Source organism: Streptomyces sp. NPDC005955 (assembly GCF_042871255.1).
Classification (GTDB): Bacteria; Actinomycetota; Actinomycetes; order Streptomycetales; family Streptomycetaceae; genus Streptomyces.
In genome coordinates, this window is record NZ_JBIAIF010000002.1 from 286,226 (window position 1) to 302,337 (window position 16,112).

General features: G+C 70.7%; 10 protein-coding genes. 3 read left to right on the forward strand and 7 right to left on the reverse strand.

Annotated features, from left to right (window positions below; all coding sequences use genetic code 11):
- Positions 1 to 4: 4 nt before the first annotated feature.
- Positions 5 to 469 (reverse strand): hypothetical protein, encoded by a 465-nt coding sequence (locus ACFYOU_RS06630; RefSeq protein ID WP_389763101.1) that lies wholly within the window; start codon positions 467 to 469, stop codon positions 5 to 7.
- A gap of 141 nt (positions 470 to 610) precedes the next feature.
- Complete coding sequence (gene proB / locus ACFYOU_RS06635; protein WP_391303945.1) at positions 611 to 1,738, reverse strand: glutamate 5-kinase; 1,128 nt, start codon at positions 1,736 to 1,738, stop codon at positions 611 to 613.
- 326 nt (positions 1,739 to 2,064) lie between these two features.
- Between proB and ACFYOU_RS06640 the strand changes: the two genes are divergently transcribed.
- Positions 2,065 to 4,125 (forward strand): hypothetical protein, encoded by a 2,061-nt coding sequence (locus ACFYOU_RS06640; RefSeq protein WP_391303946.1) that lies wholly within the window; start codon positions 2,065 to 2,067, stop codon positions 4,123 to 4,125.
- Positions 4,126 to 4,271: 146 nt separating this feature from the next.
- On the opposite strand, the gene galE is transcribed toward ACFYOU_RS06640, so the two are convergent.
- A complete protein-coding gene (gene galE / locus ACFYOU_RS06645; protein WP_391303947.1) occupies positions 4,272 to 5,243 on the reverse strand; it encodes a UDP-glucose 4-epimerase GalE in 972 nt (323 codons plus the stop codon).
- Between the two features lie 339 nt (positions 5,244 to 5,582).
- Between galE and ACFYOU_RS06650 the strand changes: the two genes are divergently transcribed.
- Positions 5,583 to 7,817 carry a CDP-glycerol glycerophosphotransferase family protein gene (locus tag ACFYOU_RS06650; RefSeq protein WP_391303948.1) on the forward strand — a complete coding sequence of 745 codons (2,235 nt, stop codon included), beginning with the start codon at positions 5,583 to 5,585 and terminating at the stop codon, positions 7,815 to 7,817.
- Between the two features lie 21 nt (positions 7,818 to 7,838).
- Positions 7,839 to 11,405 carry a CDP-glycerol glycerophosphotransferase family protein gene (locus ACFYOU_RS06655; RefSeq protein WP_389763111.1) on the forward strand — a complete coding sequence of 1,189 codons (3,567 nt, stop codon included), beginning with the start codon at positions 7,839 to 7,841 and terminating at the stop codon, positions 11,403 to 11,405.
- A gap of 124 nt (positions 11,406 to 11,529) precedes the next feature.
- Here ACFYOU_RS06655 and ACFYOU_RS06660 read toward each other — a convergent pair whose 3' ends face one another.
- The 4 genes from ACFYOU_RS06660 to rplU all read right to left on the reverse strand — a co-directional run bounded on the left by ACFYOU_RS06660 (position 11,530) and on the right by rplU (position 16,062).
- On the reverse strand, positions 11,530 to 13,551 hold the full coding sequence (locus ACFYOU_RS06660) for a glycosyltransferase (protein ID WP_391303949.1): 2,022 nt from the start codon (positions 13,549 to 13,551) through the stop codon (positions 11,530 to 11,532).
- 323 nt (positions 13,552 to 13,874) lie between these two features.
- Complete coding sequence (gene obgE / locus ACFYOU_RS06665; RefSeq protein WP_389763115.1) at positions 13,875 to 15,311, reverse strand: GTPase ObgE; 1,437 nt, start codon at positions 15,309 to 15,311, stop codon at positions 13,875 to 13,877.
- A gap of 161 nt (positions 15,312 to 15,472) precedes the next feature.
- Positions 15,473 to 15,727, reverse strand: a complete 255-nt coding sequence (gene rpmA, locus ACFYOU_RS06670; protein ID WP_385487516.1) for a 50S ribosomal protein L27 — start codon at positions 15,725 to 15,727, stop codon at positions 15,473 to 15,475.
- Positions 15,728 to 15,741: 14 nt separating this feature from the next.
- Positions 15,742 to 16,062: a 50S ribosomal protein L21 gene (gene rplU / locus ACFYOU_RS06675; protein ID WP_385487514.1), complete on the reverse strand. Its 321-nt coding sequence runs from the start codon at positions 16,060 to 16,062 to the stop codon at positions 15,742 to 15,744.
- Between the last annotated feature and the right edge of the window lie 50 nt (positions 16,063 to 16,112).

Below are 16,112 nucleotides of genomic sequence, written 5' to 3' on the forward strand. Positions count from 1 at the left end.
CACGTCAGTACGGGTGCACCCCCACGGGGGTGGCCGGGGCCGGTCCGGAGCCCTCCGCGACGCGCAGGTGGTAGGTCTCGCGGTCGATCACCTCCAGGCCGACGATCTCCCACGCCGGCAGCTGTGCGGTGCGCCGGTGCTCGCCCCAGAGCCGCAGCGCGACGGCCGCCGCGTCGTGCAGGTCGCGGGCCTCCTCCCAGTACCGGATCTCGGCGTGATCGCCCGCGTACCGGCTGGTCAGCAGGAAGGGGTGGTCGTGGGCGAGCTGTTCGAGTCCGCGTCTGACCTCGCCCAACGGGGCCTCGGCCCCGGAGACGCTCAGCGTCACGTGCCACAGCCGGGGGGCGTGGCCCCTCTCCTCGACGCCGTCCCCGACGGGACCCGTCAGGGTGCGGTCCTCCCCCACGGCCTTCAGGGCGGGGGAGCCGAGGCCGGCACGCGCTGCCGCCCCCTGGCGCACTCGTCTCACGACGGCCTCCTACACGCAAGTGTCATCCGACTGGTCCCTGCAACGGTCCCCTGCAACAAAGTTGACACCCCATCGACCCGGATGGGGCACTTTTACGGAACGTCCACCTGGTGGATTCCGATCGTTCGGACGGACCTCGCCTCAGGGGCCGAGCAGCACCAGGTCGTCGCGGTGGACGACCTCGCGTTCGTACGCGGGACCCAGTTCGCGGGCCAGGTCGTGGGTGGAGCGGCCGAGGAGCAGCGGGATCTCCTTGGCGTCGAAGTTGACCAGGCCGCGGGCGACGGCCCGGCCCCGGGCGTCGCGCAGTTCGATGGGGTCGCCCGCGGTGAACTCGCCCTCGACGGCGGCGATCCCGGCCGGCAGCAGTGATTTCCGGCCTTCGACCACGGCCCGGACCGCCCCGTCGTCCAGCGTGAGGGCGCCCCGGGGGGTGGACGCGTGCTGGAGCCACAGCAGCCGGTCGGCCGAGCGGCGGCCGGTGGGGTGGAAGTGGGTGCCGGTGTCCCGTCCGGCGAGGGCGTCCGCGGCGTGCACCGCGGAGGTGAGGACCACCGGGATGCCGGCGGCGGCGGCGATGCGCGCGGCCTCGACCTTGGTGACCATGCCGCCGGTGCCGACCCCGGCGCGCCCGGCGCTGCCGAACTCGATGCCCTCGGTGTCGGCGGGCCCGCGCACCTCGGCGACGCGGGAGGTGCCCGGACGGCTGGGGTCGCCGTCGTAGAGGCCGTCGACGTCGGAGAGGAGGACGAGCAGGTCGGCCCGGACCAGATGGGCGACGAGGGCGGCCAGCCGGTCGTTGTCGCCGAACCGGATCTCGTCCGTGGCAACGGTGTCGTTCTCGTTGACCACGGGCAGCGCGCCCATGGCGAGGAGCATGTCGAGGGTGCGCGAGGCGTTGCGGTGGTGGGCGCGCCGGCTGGTGTCGACGGTGGTGAGCAGGACCTGTCCGACGCGGACGCCGTAGCGGGCGAAGGAGGCCGTGTAGCGGGCGACGAGGAGCCCCTGGCCGACGCTGGCCGCGGCCTGTTGCCGGGCCAGGTCCTTGGGGCGTCTGTGCAGTCCGAGCGGGGCGAGTCCGGCGGCGATGGCGCCGGAGGACACCAGGACGATCTCCTTCGCCCCGCCGTCGCGCACCTTGGCGAGCACGTCGACGAGGGCGTCCACGCGATCGGCGTCCAGCCCGCCCGCGGCCGTGGTCAGCGAGGACGAACCGACCTTGACGACGATCCGGTGTGCTTCCGTGACCCGCTGCCTCACGCCTGACACGCGCTTCCCCTCAGTCGCCCGATTGTCACCCGATGCGCCCGGTTCCGTCCCGGAGCCGGGCGCCGCTCCGCAATCTACGTGAGACCGGCAACGGTCGGACGGACCTGTCCGATGGCTGAAATCACGCTCCCCTCTTCACAGAAGCATCACGAAGGTCTCACCATCGACTCAGTTCCTGAAGAAACGATTCCGTAGTGTGAAAGCGGGCAGGAGGCCCGCTACCGGTCAGCAGCTTTCGACGTTAACCAGCAAGCCCGCCTGCTATGCACGTATCGTCACTCCACTCGTGCATGGATCTGGATCGTGCTGCTAGGAGAGCCCACATCTTGCGTTCCGTCCCCTCGTCTCTCGTTCGGGCGGGGAGGCTCGTCCTCCCCGCCATCCTGGTGGCGTCCTTCGCGGGTCAGGTCATCGGGGCCCTGCTCCCCGAGGTCGCGCTGCTGATAGCAGCGACCGCCACCGGACTCGCGGCCGAAGCCGCACTGCACCGCTGGCAGCGCCCGATGGCCTCCGCGCTGGCCCGTACCCGGGCCGACGTCACGGTCCGGGTCGTCCTGCGCGACCTGTTGTTGGTGGCCGGCCTGCTGGCCCACCAACAGAGCCAGGACCAGCGCATGGCGTACCTGCCGCTCGTCCTCGGGCTGTTGACCTTCTACGCCCTGCACTTCGCCTGCCACGCCACGGCGCTCCTGGTCCGTCGCTCGCGCACGCTGCCGGTGCTCACCCGCAACATCGACACCTCCGGGCTGCGGCTGACCAAGGCGGCACCCGCGCTGCTGTCCCGCCGGGCGGGCAGCCGACTGCGGCTGTTCGGGTTCCCGGCGACCGCGGGGTTGATGGCGACGGCGCTGGTGGACTCACCGACCCCCGCCGCCATCGGGGTCGGCCTGGCCGTCCTGGCCGGGGTGGTCGGACTCGTCGAACTGCTCACCCGGCTGCTGCCCGCCCGACGCCCCGCGGCGTCCGAAGAGGTGCTCGACTGGTTCGACGGCTGGCTCGCCGAGTACCGGCCCACCGTGGCCCTGTACTTCTCCGGCGGCACCTCCTCGGCGTACCAGGCCAACATGTGGCTGGACACCCTCGCCCGGCTCGACGGGCGCCCGCTGATCGTGCTGCGCGAGCGGTTCATGGTGCAGAAGATCGGTGCGACCGACCTGCCGATCGTCTGCGTGCCCAAGGTCGCCGATCTGATGCGGCTGGAACACTCCACGCTGCCGGTCATGCTGCACCCGGCGAACTCGGGCAAGACCTCGCAGGTGCTGCGCATACCGACGATCAAGCACGCCTTCGTGAACCACGGCGAGAGCGACAAGCTGTCCTCGGTCAACCCGTACTCGAAGGCGTACGACGAGGTGTGGGTGGCCGGCCCCGCGGCCCGGGACCGGTACGCGCAGGCCGAGGTGGGCGTCGAGGACAAGGACATCGTGGAGGTGGGACGCCCCCAGCTCGACGCCATCCGGCCCTACGCGGGCCACTCGGCGGGCGGCCCGCTGACCGTGCTGTACGCACCGACCTGGGAGGGCTGGGACGGCAACCCCGGCAACACCTCGGTGATCGAGGCGGGCGAGAACCTCGTCCGGGAACTCCTCGCCGACCCCGGAGTCCGGCTGCTGTACAAGCCGCACCCGATGACGGGTTCGGTCGACGCCCGGGCGGGTGCGGCCAACGCCCGCATCCAGGAGATGATCCGCGCCGCGGTGGCCGGGCAGCCGCCGGTGCCGCCGGAGCCCGCGGCGGCGGCGGAGCTGGAGCAGGCGACGGCGGAGCTGGACCTCATGGTCAGCACGAAGTTCCGCCGGGCGGCCGACGACATGGAGCGCATGCTGCTCCAGACCACCCCCGCGCCGGGCCGGGCGGCGGAGGTCGCCGCGGCCACGGCCCGGTGGGAGGAGCGGTACTGGGCCTCGCTGCCGCCGGTCGAGCACCAGATCGTGACGGGTTCCCGCCCGGCGCTGTACAGCTGCTTCGACCAGGCGGACCTGCTGATCAGCGATGTGTCGAGCGTGGTCAGCGACTACCTGGCCAGTGGGAAGCCGTATGCGGTCGCCAATACGAGCGGGCTGTCCGAGGACGTGTTCCTGGAGACCTTCCCGACCGTCGGCGCGGCCACGATCCTCACCCCGGACGGCAGCGGGGTCGCCCGGCTGCTCGACTCGGTGCGCCGCCCCGGGGCCGACCTGCTGGTCGGCGCGCGCGCCGGGCTGCGGACGCGGCTGCTGGGTCCGGCCGGGCAGCCTTCGCTCGCCCGGTTCGCCGCGGCGGTGCAGGGGCTGACCGAACGGGCCGCCCACCGGGCCCGGCTCGTCGGGACCATTCCCAGCCAGGCCCTGGCCCCCGTCCAGGAAGCCGCCGAAGACGCCCTACAGACAGCCCCCGCCGACCAGTGACACCAGGGGCGCCCCGGGCAACCGGGGCGCCCCGTCAGTGGGACCGGGCCCGTAGGGGCGCGGGGAACTGCGCGACCGGCCCCCCACGACCGCCGGCCGAACGACGAACCCGGACGGCGAGCACCCCGGACCCCGAAAGCCACCCGCTAAGGGTGCCGGTGCCGCCACCCACCCCACGCGGAAGCGATCATCTCGTCCACCCCGTGCCGAGCGGACCACCCCAACTCCTCGCGGATGCGGTCCGCCGAGGCGACGACCCGCGCCGGGTCACCGGGGCGACGCGCGGTCACCACGGGCAGCAGCTCCTCGCGCCCGGTGACCTTGAGGATGTGCTCCACCATCTCCCGCACGGAACTCCCCTCGCCCCGACCGATGTTCAGGGTGAGCGAGGTGCCGGGCTCGGCGTCCGTCAACCGGAGGGCCGCCGCCAGGTGCGCGGAGGCGATGTCCTGCACGTGGACGTAGTCGCGGACGCAGGTTCCGTCGGCGGTGGCGTAGTCGTCGCCGAAGATCCGCGGCGGCTCGTCGGCCTCCAGACGTTCGAAGACCATCGGGATCAGGTTGAAGACCCCCGCGTCGGCCAGTTCGGGTGAGGCCGCACCGGCGACGTTGAAGTAGCGCAGCGACGCCGCGCGCAGCCCGTAGGCCCGGGCAGAGGCGTTGATCAGCCATTCGCCGACGAGCTTGGTCTCCCCGTAGGGGCTCAGCGGCTTGCAGGGCGTCTCCTCGGTGACGAGCGTCACGTCCGGCATGCCGTAGACCGCGGCCGACGAGGAGAAGACGAGACGGTCGATCCCGGCGTCGCCCAGCGCGTCGAGGAGGGTCTGGAGCCCGGTGACGTTCTCCCGGTAGTAGTAGGCGGGCTCCTCGACGGACTCGCCGACCTGCTTCTTGCCCGCGATGTGCACCACACCCGTGATCGCGTGCGCACGCAGCGCCGCGTCGAGGGCCGCGCGGTCGAGGACGCTGCCGATCACCAGCGGCACCCCGTCCGGCACCCGGTCGCGGCTGCCCGTGGACAGGTCGTCGTAGACGACGACCGACTGGCCGCCCTCGATCAGGGCGCGCACGACATGCGCTCCGATGTACCCGGCTCCGCCCGTCACCAGCCAGCTCATGGACTTCCCTTCGTCGACGCCGTTGCGGGCAGAATCACCCGGCGACGCCCGAAAATCGAATCGGACATACCGCAGCCTCTCCCGGTTTTCCGGTGAAGCAGTGGATCTGATGGCTTCTGTGAGGGATCTCTCCGTGATCGGGAGGTGACGGGAAACGACCGATACCATCCACCTCGGATGCACTTTCGGCCATCACGGGGAGGGGACGGTGCGCTACGGACACCAGGGAAACATCGGTCGAATCCCTTACGATTGGTCGGCGCGGTCTCGGCGACTGGTCCCGGTGAAACCCAGCGCGGCCCGACGCTCCCGCGGACAGTTCTCGGAACAGGTTGAAGGATGCCCAGATTCACGCTCGTCGTTCCCGTGCACAAGGTTCAAGGCTACTTGGCCGAATGTCTCGACTCGATCGTCAGGCAGGACTACAGGGACTTCGAGATCGTGGCGGTCGACGACTGCTCCCCTGACGCCTCCGGGGCGATCCTCGACGACCACGCTTCGCGCGACGACCGAATACGAGTGATCCACCTCACGGAGAACGTCGGTCTGGGGCGGGCCCGCAACGCCGGGCTGGCCGAGGCGCGCGGCGACTACATCCTGTTCCTCGACAGTGACGACACCCTCGACCCGGGGTCCCTGTCCGCGATCGCGCACCGGCTCGACGCAACCGACGAGCCCGACGTCCTGGTCTATGACTACGTGCGCACGTACTGGAACGGAGAGACCCGCCCCAACCAGCGGGCCGGCGTGCTGCGCGCCGAGGGCACCGGGGCGGGCCCGCTCCAGGACCGCCCGGAGCTGCTCGACCTGCTCCAGGTCGTGTGGAACAAGGCGTACCGCAGGGACTTCGTGGAACGGCTCGGCCTCACCTTCCCCCGCGGGTACTACGAGGACGTCCCCTGGGCGTTCTGCTCGTTGATCGCCGCCGAGCGCATAGCCGTCCTGGACCGGGTGTGCGTCCGCTACCGGCAGCGCCGCGAGGGCGGGAGCATCACCGGCACGGTCAGCCGCAAGCACTTCGACGTGTTCGAGCAGTACGACCGCGTCTTCGCCTTCCTCGACGCCCGGCCGGAGCCGGACGGGTTGCGGCCCCGGCTGTTCCGGAGGATGGTCGACCACTTCCTGAACGTCCTCGACAAGCCGGGCCGGCTGCCGCGGAACGCGCGCGCGGAGTTCTTCCACCGGGCCGCCGCCGCCTACGCCGCACGCGTGCCCACCGGCTTCCGGCGTCCCGCCGGGAGCCGCGGCTACAAGTACGCGATGCTGGAGCGCGACGCGTACTCCGCGCTGGCCGGCGCCACCACGGCCGCCCGGACCCAGCGGGTCGTCCGGAGCCGGGCGCGCGCCGCGGTCAACCGGTCCAAGCGCAGCGCGATGGGCCTGTACTACCAGTCGCAGTTGCGGGCCCCGCTGGACGAGAACCTGGCGCTGTTCTCCGCGTACTGGGGCCGGTCGGTGTCCTGCAACCCGGCCGCCGTCGCCGAGGAACTCGCCCGGCTCGCCCCGCAGGTGCGCCGGGTGTGGGCGGTCCGCGCGGACGCCGTGGCCTCGGTGCCGGCCGGGGTGGAGGTCGTCCGGGTCGGCTCCCGTGCGTACTGGTCGGCGCTGGCCCGGGCCAAGTACCTGGTGAACAACGTCAACTTCACCGACGCCCTGGTCAAGCGGGACGGTCAGATCCACGTCCAGACCCATCACGGCACCCCGCTCAAGACCATGGGCCTCGACCAGCGGAAGTACCCCGCCTCCTCCCACGGCATGGACTTCAAGAAGCTGCTGGAGCGCTGTGACCGCTGGGACTACAGCCTCAGCTCGAACCGGTTCTCCACGACCGTGTGGGAGCGGGTCTACCCGTGCAGATACGTTTCCCTGGAGACCGGCTACCCGCGTAACGACGTGCTGGTGAACGGCACCGCCGAGGACGTGGCCCGGGCCCGGACCGCGCTCGGTCTCGCGGCCACCACGACGGCCTTCCTGTACATGCCGACGCACCGCGAGTACCAGGGCGAGTTCCGTTCCCGGCTCGACCTCGCCCGGCTCGCCGACGAGCTCGGCCCGGACGTGACGCTGCTGGTGCGCGGCCACTACTTCTACTCGTCGTCACCGCAGCTCGCCGACCTGCGGCGCAGCGGACGCATCGTCGACGTGTCGGGGCGCCACCCCGTCGAGGACCTCTACCTGGCGGCGGACGCCCTGATCACCGACTACTCCTCGGCGATGTTCGACTACGCCGTCCTGGACCGTCCGATCGTCGTCTTCGCCGACGACTGGGACGTCTACCGCGCGGTGCGCGGGACGTACTTCGACGTGACCGAGGAACCGCCGGGCCCCGTCGCCCGCTCCGAGGACGCACTGGTCGACCTGCTGCGCTCCGACGCGTGGCACGGCGCCGAGGCGGCCGAACTGCGGGCCGCGTTCCGCCGCAGGTTCTGCGAGTTCGACGACGGACGCGCCGCCGAGCGGGTCGTGCGCCGGGTGTTCCTCGGCGAGCAGACCCCGATCCCTCCCGTTCCGTTCGCGGAGCGTTCCCACGCTCCGCATCCCGCCCAGGTGCTCGAACTGGTCGAGCGGGCCTGACCGAAAGGAAAACCACGTCACATGGCCCCCCGGCTCAGTGTCGTCGTACCCATCTACAACGTGGAGGAGTACCTTCCGGCGTGCCTTGACTCGCTGGAGGCACAGACCCTGCGCGAGCTCGAAGTCCTCATGGTGGACGACGGTTCGCCGGACGGCTCGGCGGCCATCGCCGCCGAGTACGCGGCCCGTGACCCGCGCTTCACGCTCATCCGCAAGGAGAACGGGGGTCTCGGGGCCGCCCGCAACACCGGCATATCCCGGATGTCGCCCGCCTCGGAGTTCCTGACCTTCGTCGACAGCGACGACGTGATCCCGCCGGACGCGTACCGGCTGATGATCACCAGCCTCGACGAGAGCGGCTCCGACTTCTGCACCGGCAACGTCTTCCACCTGCGGGGCGAGAAGTCCTGGCAGGTGCCGTTGCTGAAGATGCTCTCCGGCGAGGCCCAGCAGCGCACCCACATCTCGCAGATGCCCCGGCTGGTCGCGGACCGGATCGCCTGCAACAAGGTGTTCCGCCGGACCTTCTGGGAGAAGCACGGCTTCACCTTCCCCGAGGGCATCCTGCACGAGGACATCCCGGTCGTGCTGCCGGCCCACTACCGGGCCGAGGCCGTCGACGTCATCGGCGAGCCCACGTACTTCTGGCGGCTGCGCGAGGGCGAGTCCGCGCCGTCGATCACCCAGCGCCGCAAGGAGCCGCAGGCGATCCGGGACCGGGTCACCGCGGTCACCTCGGTGAGCCAGTTCCTGGCGAAGCAGTCGGGCCCCGAGTTCGCCGTCTACAAGAAGCAGTACGACGACCGGGTGCTCCGCGACGACCTGCGGATCTTCCTGCGGGTGCTGCCGGACGCCCCGCCGGAGTTCCACGAGGCGTTCCTGGAGGCGACCAACCGCTACCTCGACACGATCGACCCGCAGACGGTCATGGGGCTGCCGACGCTGCTGCGCGTGCAGTGGCTGCTGGTCCGCAAGCACCAGATGGCCGAACTGCTGGCCCTGCTCGCCTCGCAGCGCCGCAAGGAGCCCATCGAGGTCAGCGGCACGTTCCGCAAGTACGCCAAGTTCGCCCCGCTGGAGGACGCCGGGGTGGAGCTGCCGAAGGCCGCCCTGCGCATCGACAAGGCCCTCGGTCTGAAGGCTCCGCTGCGGTCGGTGGAGTGGCACGACGGCAAGCTGGTGCTGTCCGGTGACGCCTGGATCGACAAGATCGACATCGACTCCAAGCGCGGCAGCCTGAAGGTCGTGCAGCTCAAGCACAACGGCTCGGGACGACGGATCTTCGCGCCCGCCAAGAACGTGCACCGTCCGGAGGCCACCACCGGCTCCGGTCAGAAGCGCTACAACTACGACTGGGCGGGCTGGGAGCTGAGCCTCGACCCGAGCAAGCTGCGCAAGGGCGGCAAGTGGCAGGAGGGCATCTGGCACGTCGGCATCAACGTGTACGCCTCCGGTCTGGTGCGGCGCAGCGGGGTGTGGGCGCGCGGCGGCTCGGCCGCGAACTTCCCCACGTACCAGTGGCTGGACGGCGACCACCGGCTGCTGCCCGTGGTGGAGCGCAGTGCGCTGAAGCTGCGGCTGGAGAAGGTCAAGGCGCTCATCACGGACCGCCGGCTGGTCGGCGAGACCCTGGAGATCGACGGCGAGCTGCGGGCGGGCGCCCCGTCGGCGGCCAACCTGGTGCTGCGGCTGAGCAACCCGAAGAGCGGCGAGGTCCAGGACTACCCGGCCGAGGTGCAGGTCACCTCCGCCGGTCGGGTCTTCACCGCGAGGGTGCCGCTCTCCGAGGCGGCGCTGATCCCGAACGAGACCCTGGACTCCAAGGCCCAGCCGAACCGTCGCCAGTGGAGCACCGTCCTGGTGGCCACCGACCCGGACGGCACCGAACACCGCTACAGCACCGTCATGCGGGACGGCCTGACGGACCTGCGCAGCGACATGCCCGACTCGATGGGCCCCGCGGTCGCGCACCACGAGATCGCCGTGGTGTCCGGCAACAACGGCTACCTCAAGATCATCGGTCGGATCCGCCGGGCGGTGCTCACCCGGGTCGCCGAGCGTGACGGCAAGATCGTCATGGAGGGTTACACGAGTGCACGACTGGTCGGCGCGGAGCTGTTGGTCAAGTCGCGCGGGCGGTTCGACGAGCGGACGGTGCCCGTCCAGTGGCAGCCCGACGGGCGCTTCGCGGTGGCCTTCGACCCGTCGTCGCTGGGCGGCGCGGGCAACGTGCCGCTGAAGGCCGGGCGGTGGAACGTCTTCCTGCGGCTGCCCGACCAGAGCGAGGTGCCGAAGTCGGCGTTCGTCATCGAGCGGCACGCGGCGAAGTACTTCCCGCTCAAGACCGTGATCAGCGGGCGGCGTTACTGGTTCGAGAGCCTGTGGGGCACCTACCCGCAGCTCAACTGCCGTTCCGAGCTGAGCGACATGGAGCTGGGCCCCTACCGTCAGCTCCAGATGCGCCGCGAGGTGTACGAGCCGGGTCGTGAGCAGCCGCTGCGCGAGCAGGTGTTCTTCCTCAGCTACAACGGCAAGCAGTACTCGGACAGCCCCCGGGCGATGCACGAGGAACTGCTGTCGCGGGGCAGCGACCTGAAGTACCTGTGGGCCGTGCGGGACGGGCAGGTCGTGCTGCCGCCGACCGCCGACCGGGTCCGCATGTGGGGCCGCGAGTGGTTCGAGGCGCTGGCCACCTCCCGCTACATCGTCACCAACGGGCACCTGCCCGAGTGGGTGGAGCGGCGGCCCGGCCAGGTGATCGTGCAGACCTGGCACGGCACCATGCTGAAGAAGATCGGCCACGACATCGAGACGCTGCACTTCGACCGCGAGTACCAGAACCGGCTGGCCCTGGAGGCCAACAACTGGAGCCTGCTGGTCTCGTCGAACCGGTTCAGCACCCCGATCCTCAAGCGGGCGTTCTCCTACAACGGGGAGGTCCTGGAGGCGGGTTACCCGCGCAACGACTACCTGTACTCCCCCGACCGGGACAAGATCGCCGACTCGGTCAAGGAGCGGCTGGGCCTGCCCGCCGACAAGAAGGTCGTGCTGTACGCCCCGACCTGGCGCGACGACCAGTCGCACAGCGCCGGCCAGTACAAGTTCAGACTGAAGATCGACCTGGACGACGCACGGGCCCGGCTCGGTCACGACCACGTGCTGTTGATCCGCCGCCACTCCAACATCGTGGACGCGGTGCCGGGTGCGGGCGACGGCTTCGTCTACGACGTCTCGGAGTACCCGGACATCGCGGAGCTGTACCTGGCCGCCGACATCATGATCACCGACTACTCGTCCGTGATGTTCGACTACGCGCACCTCAAGCGCCCGATGCTGTTCTTCACGTACGACCTGGAGCACTACCGGGACACGCTGCGCGGGTTCTACTTCGACTTCGAGGAGGACTCGCCCGGTCCGCTGCTGCGCACCTCGGAGGAGCTGATCGAGTCGATCCGTCGGATCGAGGAGGTCAAGGTCGACTACCAGGAGCGGTTCGACCGCTTCCACGACCTGTTCTGCGACCTGGACGACGGCTCCGCCTCGAAGCGGGTCGTGGACCGGATGCTGGAGCAGTCCCGCCAGCGGTGACGCGCCGCCGGCCCGGGGCCACCCGCCCCGGGCCGGCGACCGTCGGGCGGTGCCGGACGTGCAGACGGGGCCGGCCCGGAGGGAGATCCCTCCGGGCCGGCCCCGTGTCCGTGGCTGGTGTCCGTCAGACGGTCACCGTCTTCACCGCGAACTGCGCGGTGACGGTGAAGTACGGGCGGACCTCCGTGCGCGCCGACTCGGGCTCGGGGTGCTTGCGCAGGGCGCCGAGCAGGGGCCGCCGCCGGGGCTCGACCGCCGCCCGGGCGCGCGGGTTCGCCCGTACCGGCCGCGGGTACTTGAACACCCGGTACGGCTCCAGGACGTCCGTGACGAGCATCGCGAGGCGGGCCGCGCCGCCGTCCCCGGTCCTGAGCCGGAAGTCCCAGATCTCCTCGTCGCCCTCGTGGGCCGCGACCAGGGTGTCCAACGGCAGCGCGCACCGGAAGCGGATGCCGTCCTCGTCCACCGTCAGCGGCACCGTGAGGACGCGCTCGGCGTCCGCGCGGTTCACGCCTTCGAGGACGGCTGCGGCACCGAGGGTCCGCTCGCCCCAGAACTCGGCCTCCACGACGACGGCGTGTTCGTCCGCGGTCACGCTGAGCACCTCGGCGTGGCGCTCGCGCACCTGGCTGCGCACCTTCAGCCGGCCCAGCTCGTCCTTGTGCGGCAGCAGGACGTCCAGCCCGCCGCCGCCCGGGGTCGCACGGGTGTCGCGCCGGGAGACCAGCCGGGTGACGTCGACGTGCTCGACCGACAGCCGCTTCTCGGGGCCCTTGGCGCTGGCGACGCCCAGTTCCCAGTGGCCCTCGCCGAGGGTGCCCCGGCGCGGGATCAACGCGGCGCCGGCGACGACGGGCAGCCGGACGGGCTCCTGCCGGCCGCGCACGTCACGGCAGACCAGCTCCAGTCCCTCGGTGAGGACGTCCGCACCGGCGCCGGCGAGGGTGACGCGGACGTCGCCGCCGGAGAGGACCTCGGCGTCGGCGGTGCCGGGCAGCCTGCGGCGCAGGGCCGCGTGCTCCAGGATCGCGCCGAACCGCTCGGCGCTGGCCTCCTCGGAGAACCGTTCGGCGCCGCGCACCGCGGCCCGGCCCATGGCCGTGCGGCGGTCGTCGTCCTCGATGAGCTCGATGATGGCCTCCGCCATCGCGGCGTTGTCGCCGTTGGGGACGAGGATGCCGTCCGTGCCGGGCGTGAGGATGTTCCGCGGGCCGTGGTCGCAGTCCATGCTGACGACCGGCAGCCCCCGGGTCATCGCCTCGACGGTGACGAGGCCGAACGGCTCCCGCAGCGAGGGCAGGACGAAGATCGCGCCCTTGCCGAACTCGGCGGTGACCGGGAACGCGGGTCCCATCAGCTGGACGTGGTTGTACAGGTTCTTGTCGTGGATGCGGCGCTGGAGGGCGCCCCGGTCGGAGCCGTCGCCGTAGATCCGCAGCCGCCAGTCGGGGTGCCGCTCGACGACGGTCTCGAAGGCGTCGACCAGCCCGTGGAAGTTCTTGTGCTTCTTGAGGACCCCGGCCGTGACGACGACCTTGCTGGCACCGTCCGACAGCGGGCCGCCCGGGTCGGGCACGCAGTTCGGCAGCACGCTGATCCGGTCCCGGACGTGGGGCACGACCTTGCTGAGGCCCGCCTTCTCCTCCGGCGACAGCACCGTGACGGCGTCGAGCTTGCGGTACGCCTCGAAGAGCGGCTTGCGGACGTTCTCCGCGTAGATCCTCGGCATCGAGTGCTCCTGCGCGATCCGCAGAAAGGACCCGGGGGCCTCGGCGAGCATCGTGGTGATGCGCGGGTTGGAGCTGATGACGGCGTCCGCGTCGGTCTCGGCGAAGAACTCCAGCAGCCGCTTCTCGGCGAGCCTGCTCACCACCGGCGTCTTCTCGTTGGCCGCGTACGGGTAGCGGATCGGGAACTCGTGCGCCAGCGGGTCGTCACCGTCGTAGCGGTGCGAGTGCTCCCGAAGATCGGTCAGCGCGCGTACCTCCACCCGCTCGTCCAGCGGGAAGTACGACGCGTCGCGCACCTTGCGCAGGGCGACGATCTCCACCTCGTGGTGCCGGACGAGGGCGCTCGCCATGTTCTGGGTGGCGGTCACCACACCCCCCATGTGGCAGAGGTCGCGCACCAGAAAAACAATCTTCACTTCGTGGTCATCCCTTTCCCGTGCGGCACGGCGGTGCCACACCTCCCCCCGATGCGTACGGCACATCCGGGACGCAACCCATGTCGGTCATGTCACGAGTTGCATTGCATACCCACTGATCGGGTGACTGCCCCCCAAATGATGGCATGACGTACGGGTTGCTCTCTGACGGGTAGGACAGCCGGACCGCGCCGATGGTTGTCCGGACACGCAGAAAAGACCGTCCGGTGGGGGTCGGCCACGATCGGTGACCCCCACGGAACGGCCTCTTCCGTCCGTGAACTTGAGGCGCCGTCAGCCTGAGCCGGCGAGCGCGGGAGGCCCTAGAAGGGCTTGAACTCGTCGTAGGCCTGCTGCACGTCGTCGCGCTCCGCGTCCCGGTCCCGACGGCGCTGGGTGGCCGGCCGGGGGGCGTCGAAGCGGTGGTCCTCGCCCCGGCGGCCCAGCATCTCGGCGCCGGTCATCATCGTCGGCTCCCAGTCGAAGACGACGGCGTTGTCCTCCGGACCGATCGCCACGCCGTCGCCGGTGCGGGCGCCCGCCTTCATCAGGGCGTCCTCGACACCCAGCCGGTTCAGCCGGTCCGCGAGGTACCCCACGGCCTCGTCGTTGGTGAAGTCGGTCTGCCGCACCCAGCGCTCCGGCTTCTCGCCGCGCACCCGGTACAGGCCCTCCTCCTCCGCCGTGACGGTGAAGCCCGTGTCGTCGACCGCCTTGGGCCGGATGACGATCCGGGTGGCCTCCTCCTTGGGCTTCGCGGCCCGGGCCTTGGCCACCAGCTCGGCGAGCGCGAAGGACAGCTCCTTGAGGCCCTTGTGCGCCACCGCCGACACCTCGAAGACCTGGTAGCCCCGCGCTTCGAGGTCCGGGCGGACCAGGTCGGCGAGGTCGAGGCCGTCCGGCACGTCGATCTTGTTGAGCACGACCATCCGGGGACGGTCGCCGAGGCCGCCGTACTGCTTCAGCTCCTCCTCGATGACGTCGAGGTCGGAGACCGGGTCGCGGTCCGACTCCAGGGTCGCCGTGTCCAGCACGTGGACCAGGACGCTGCACCGCTCCACGTGCCGCAGGAACTCCAGGCCGAGGCCCTTGCCCTGGCTGGCGCCCGGGATCAGGCCCGGCACGTCCGCGATGGTGTAGACGGTCGAGCCGGCCGTCACCACGCCCAGGTTGGGCACCAGGGTGGTGAACGGGTAGTCGGCGATCTTCGGCTTGGCGGCCGACAGCACGGAGATCAGCGAGGACTTGCCCGCACTGGGGAAGCCGACGAGCGCCACGTCGGCGACCGTCTTGAGCTCCAGCACGATGTCCTGGGCGTAACCGGGCTCGCCCAGCAGCGCGAAGCCCGGCGCCTTGCGGCGGGCCGACGACAGCGCGGCGTTCCCGAGCCCGCCCCGGCCGCCCTGCGCGGCGACGTAGGTGGTGCCCTCGCCGACCAGGTCCGCCAGGACGTTGCCCGCGCGGTCCAGCACGACGGTGCCGTCCGGCACCGCGAGGACCAGGTCCTGGCCGTCCTTGCCGGAGCGGTTGCCGCCCTCGCCGGGCTTGCCGTTGGTGGCCTTGCGGTGCGGGCTGTGGTGGTAGTCGAGCAGGGTGGTGACGGACTGGTCGACCACCAGCGTCACGTCACCGCCCCGGCCGCCGTTGCCCCCGTCGGGGCCGCCCAGCGGCTTGAACTTCTCCCGGTGAACGGAGGCACAGCCGTGGCCTCCGTTACCCGCGGCGACGTGCAGTTCGACGCGGTCCACGAAGGTGGTCATGTCAGTGCCTCCAGTTACGTACGGGTGTCGTGTTTCCGCGGCGCGATCAGCGCCGCACGACAGGAACAACACGCGAAAGGCGGACCAGCTTCCCCCGTACTGATTCGTAGGGGGAAGGCGTGGCCCGCCTCCGCGATGAGAATCGCTCTACAGCAGTCCGGTCAGCCGACCGGAACGATGTTCACGACCTTGCGGCCGCGGAACGTGCCGAACTCCACGGCACCGGGCAGGAGCGCGAACAGCGTGTCGTCGCCGCCGCGGCCGACGCCGGAGCCGGGGTGGAAGTGGGTGCCGCGCTGGCGGACCAGGATCTCACCCGCGTTGACGACCTGACCGCCGAAGCGCTTCACGCCGAGCCGCTGGGCATTCGAGTCGCGACCGTTCCGGGTGGACGATGCGCCCTTCTTGTGTGCCATCTCTCCTCAGTCCCTTACTTCGCAGCCGTGGGGATCGCCGTGACCTTGATCGCCGTGTACTGCTGGCGGTGGCCCTGACGACGGCGGTAGCCGGTCTTGTTCTTGTAGCGAAGGATGTCGATCTTCGCGCCCTTGTGGTGGTCCACGACCTCGGCCGTGACCTTGATGCCGGCAAGCACCCACGGGTCGCTGGTGACGGCCTCGCCGTCAACGACGAGCAGGGTCGAGAGCTCGACCGTGTCGCCCACCTTGGCAGTGGAAATCTTGTCAACCTCTACGGTGTCGCCGACAGCAACCTTGTGCTGGCGACCACCGCTGCGCACGATGGCGTACACGCGGGTCTCACTCTCTGTAGCTCGCAACGGAACCTCTGAAGCCAGCCGCT

Bases quoted from the DNA above. Each gene is read 5' to 3' on its own strand.
- galE (WP_391303947.1), bottom strand. From the start codon at position 5,243: ATGAGCTGGCTGGTGACGGGCGGAGCCGGGTACATCGGAGCGCATGTC.
- ACFYOU_RS06650 (WP_391303948.1), top strand. From the start codon at position 5,583: ATGCCCAGATTCACGCTCGTCGTTCCCGTGCACAAGGTTCAAGGCTAC.
- ACFYOU_RS06655 (WP_389763111.1), top strand. From the start codon at position 7,839: ATGGCCCCCCGGCTCAGTGTCGTCGTACCCATCTACAACGTGGAGGAG.
- obgE (WP_389763115.1), bottom strand. From the start codon at position 15,311: ATGACCACCTTCGTGGACCGCGTCGAACTGCACGTCGCCGCGGGTAAC.
- rpmA (WP_385487516.1), bottom strand. From the start codon at position 15,727: ATGGCACACAAGAAGGGCGCATCGTCCACCCGGAACGGTCGCGACTCG.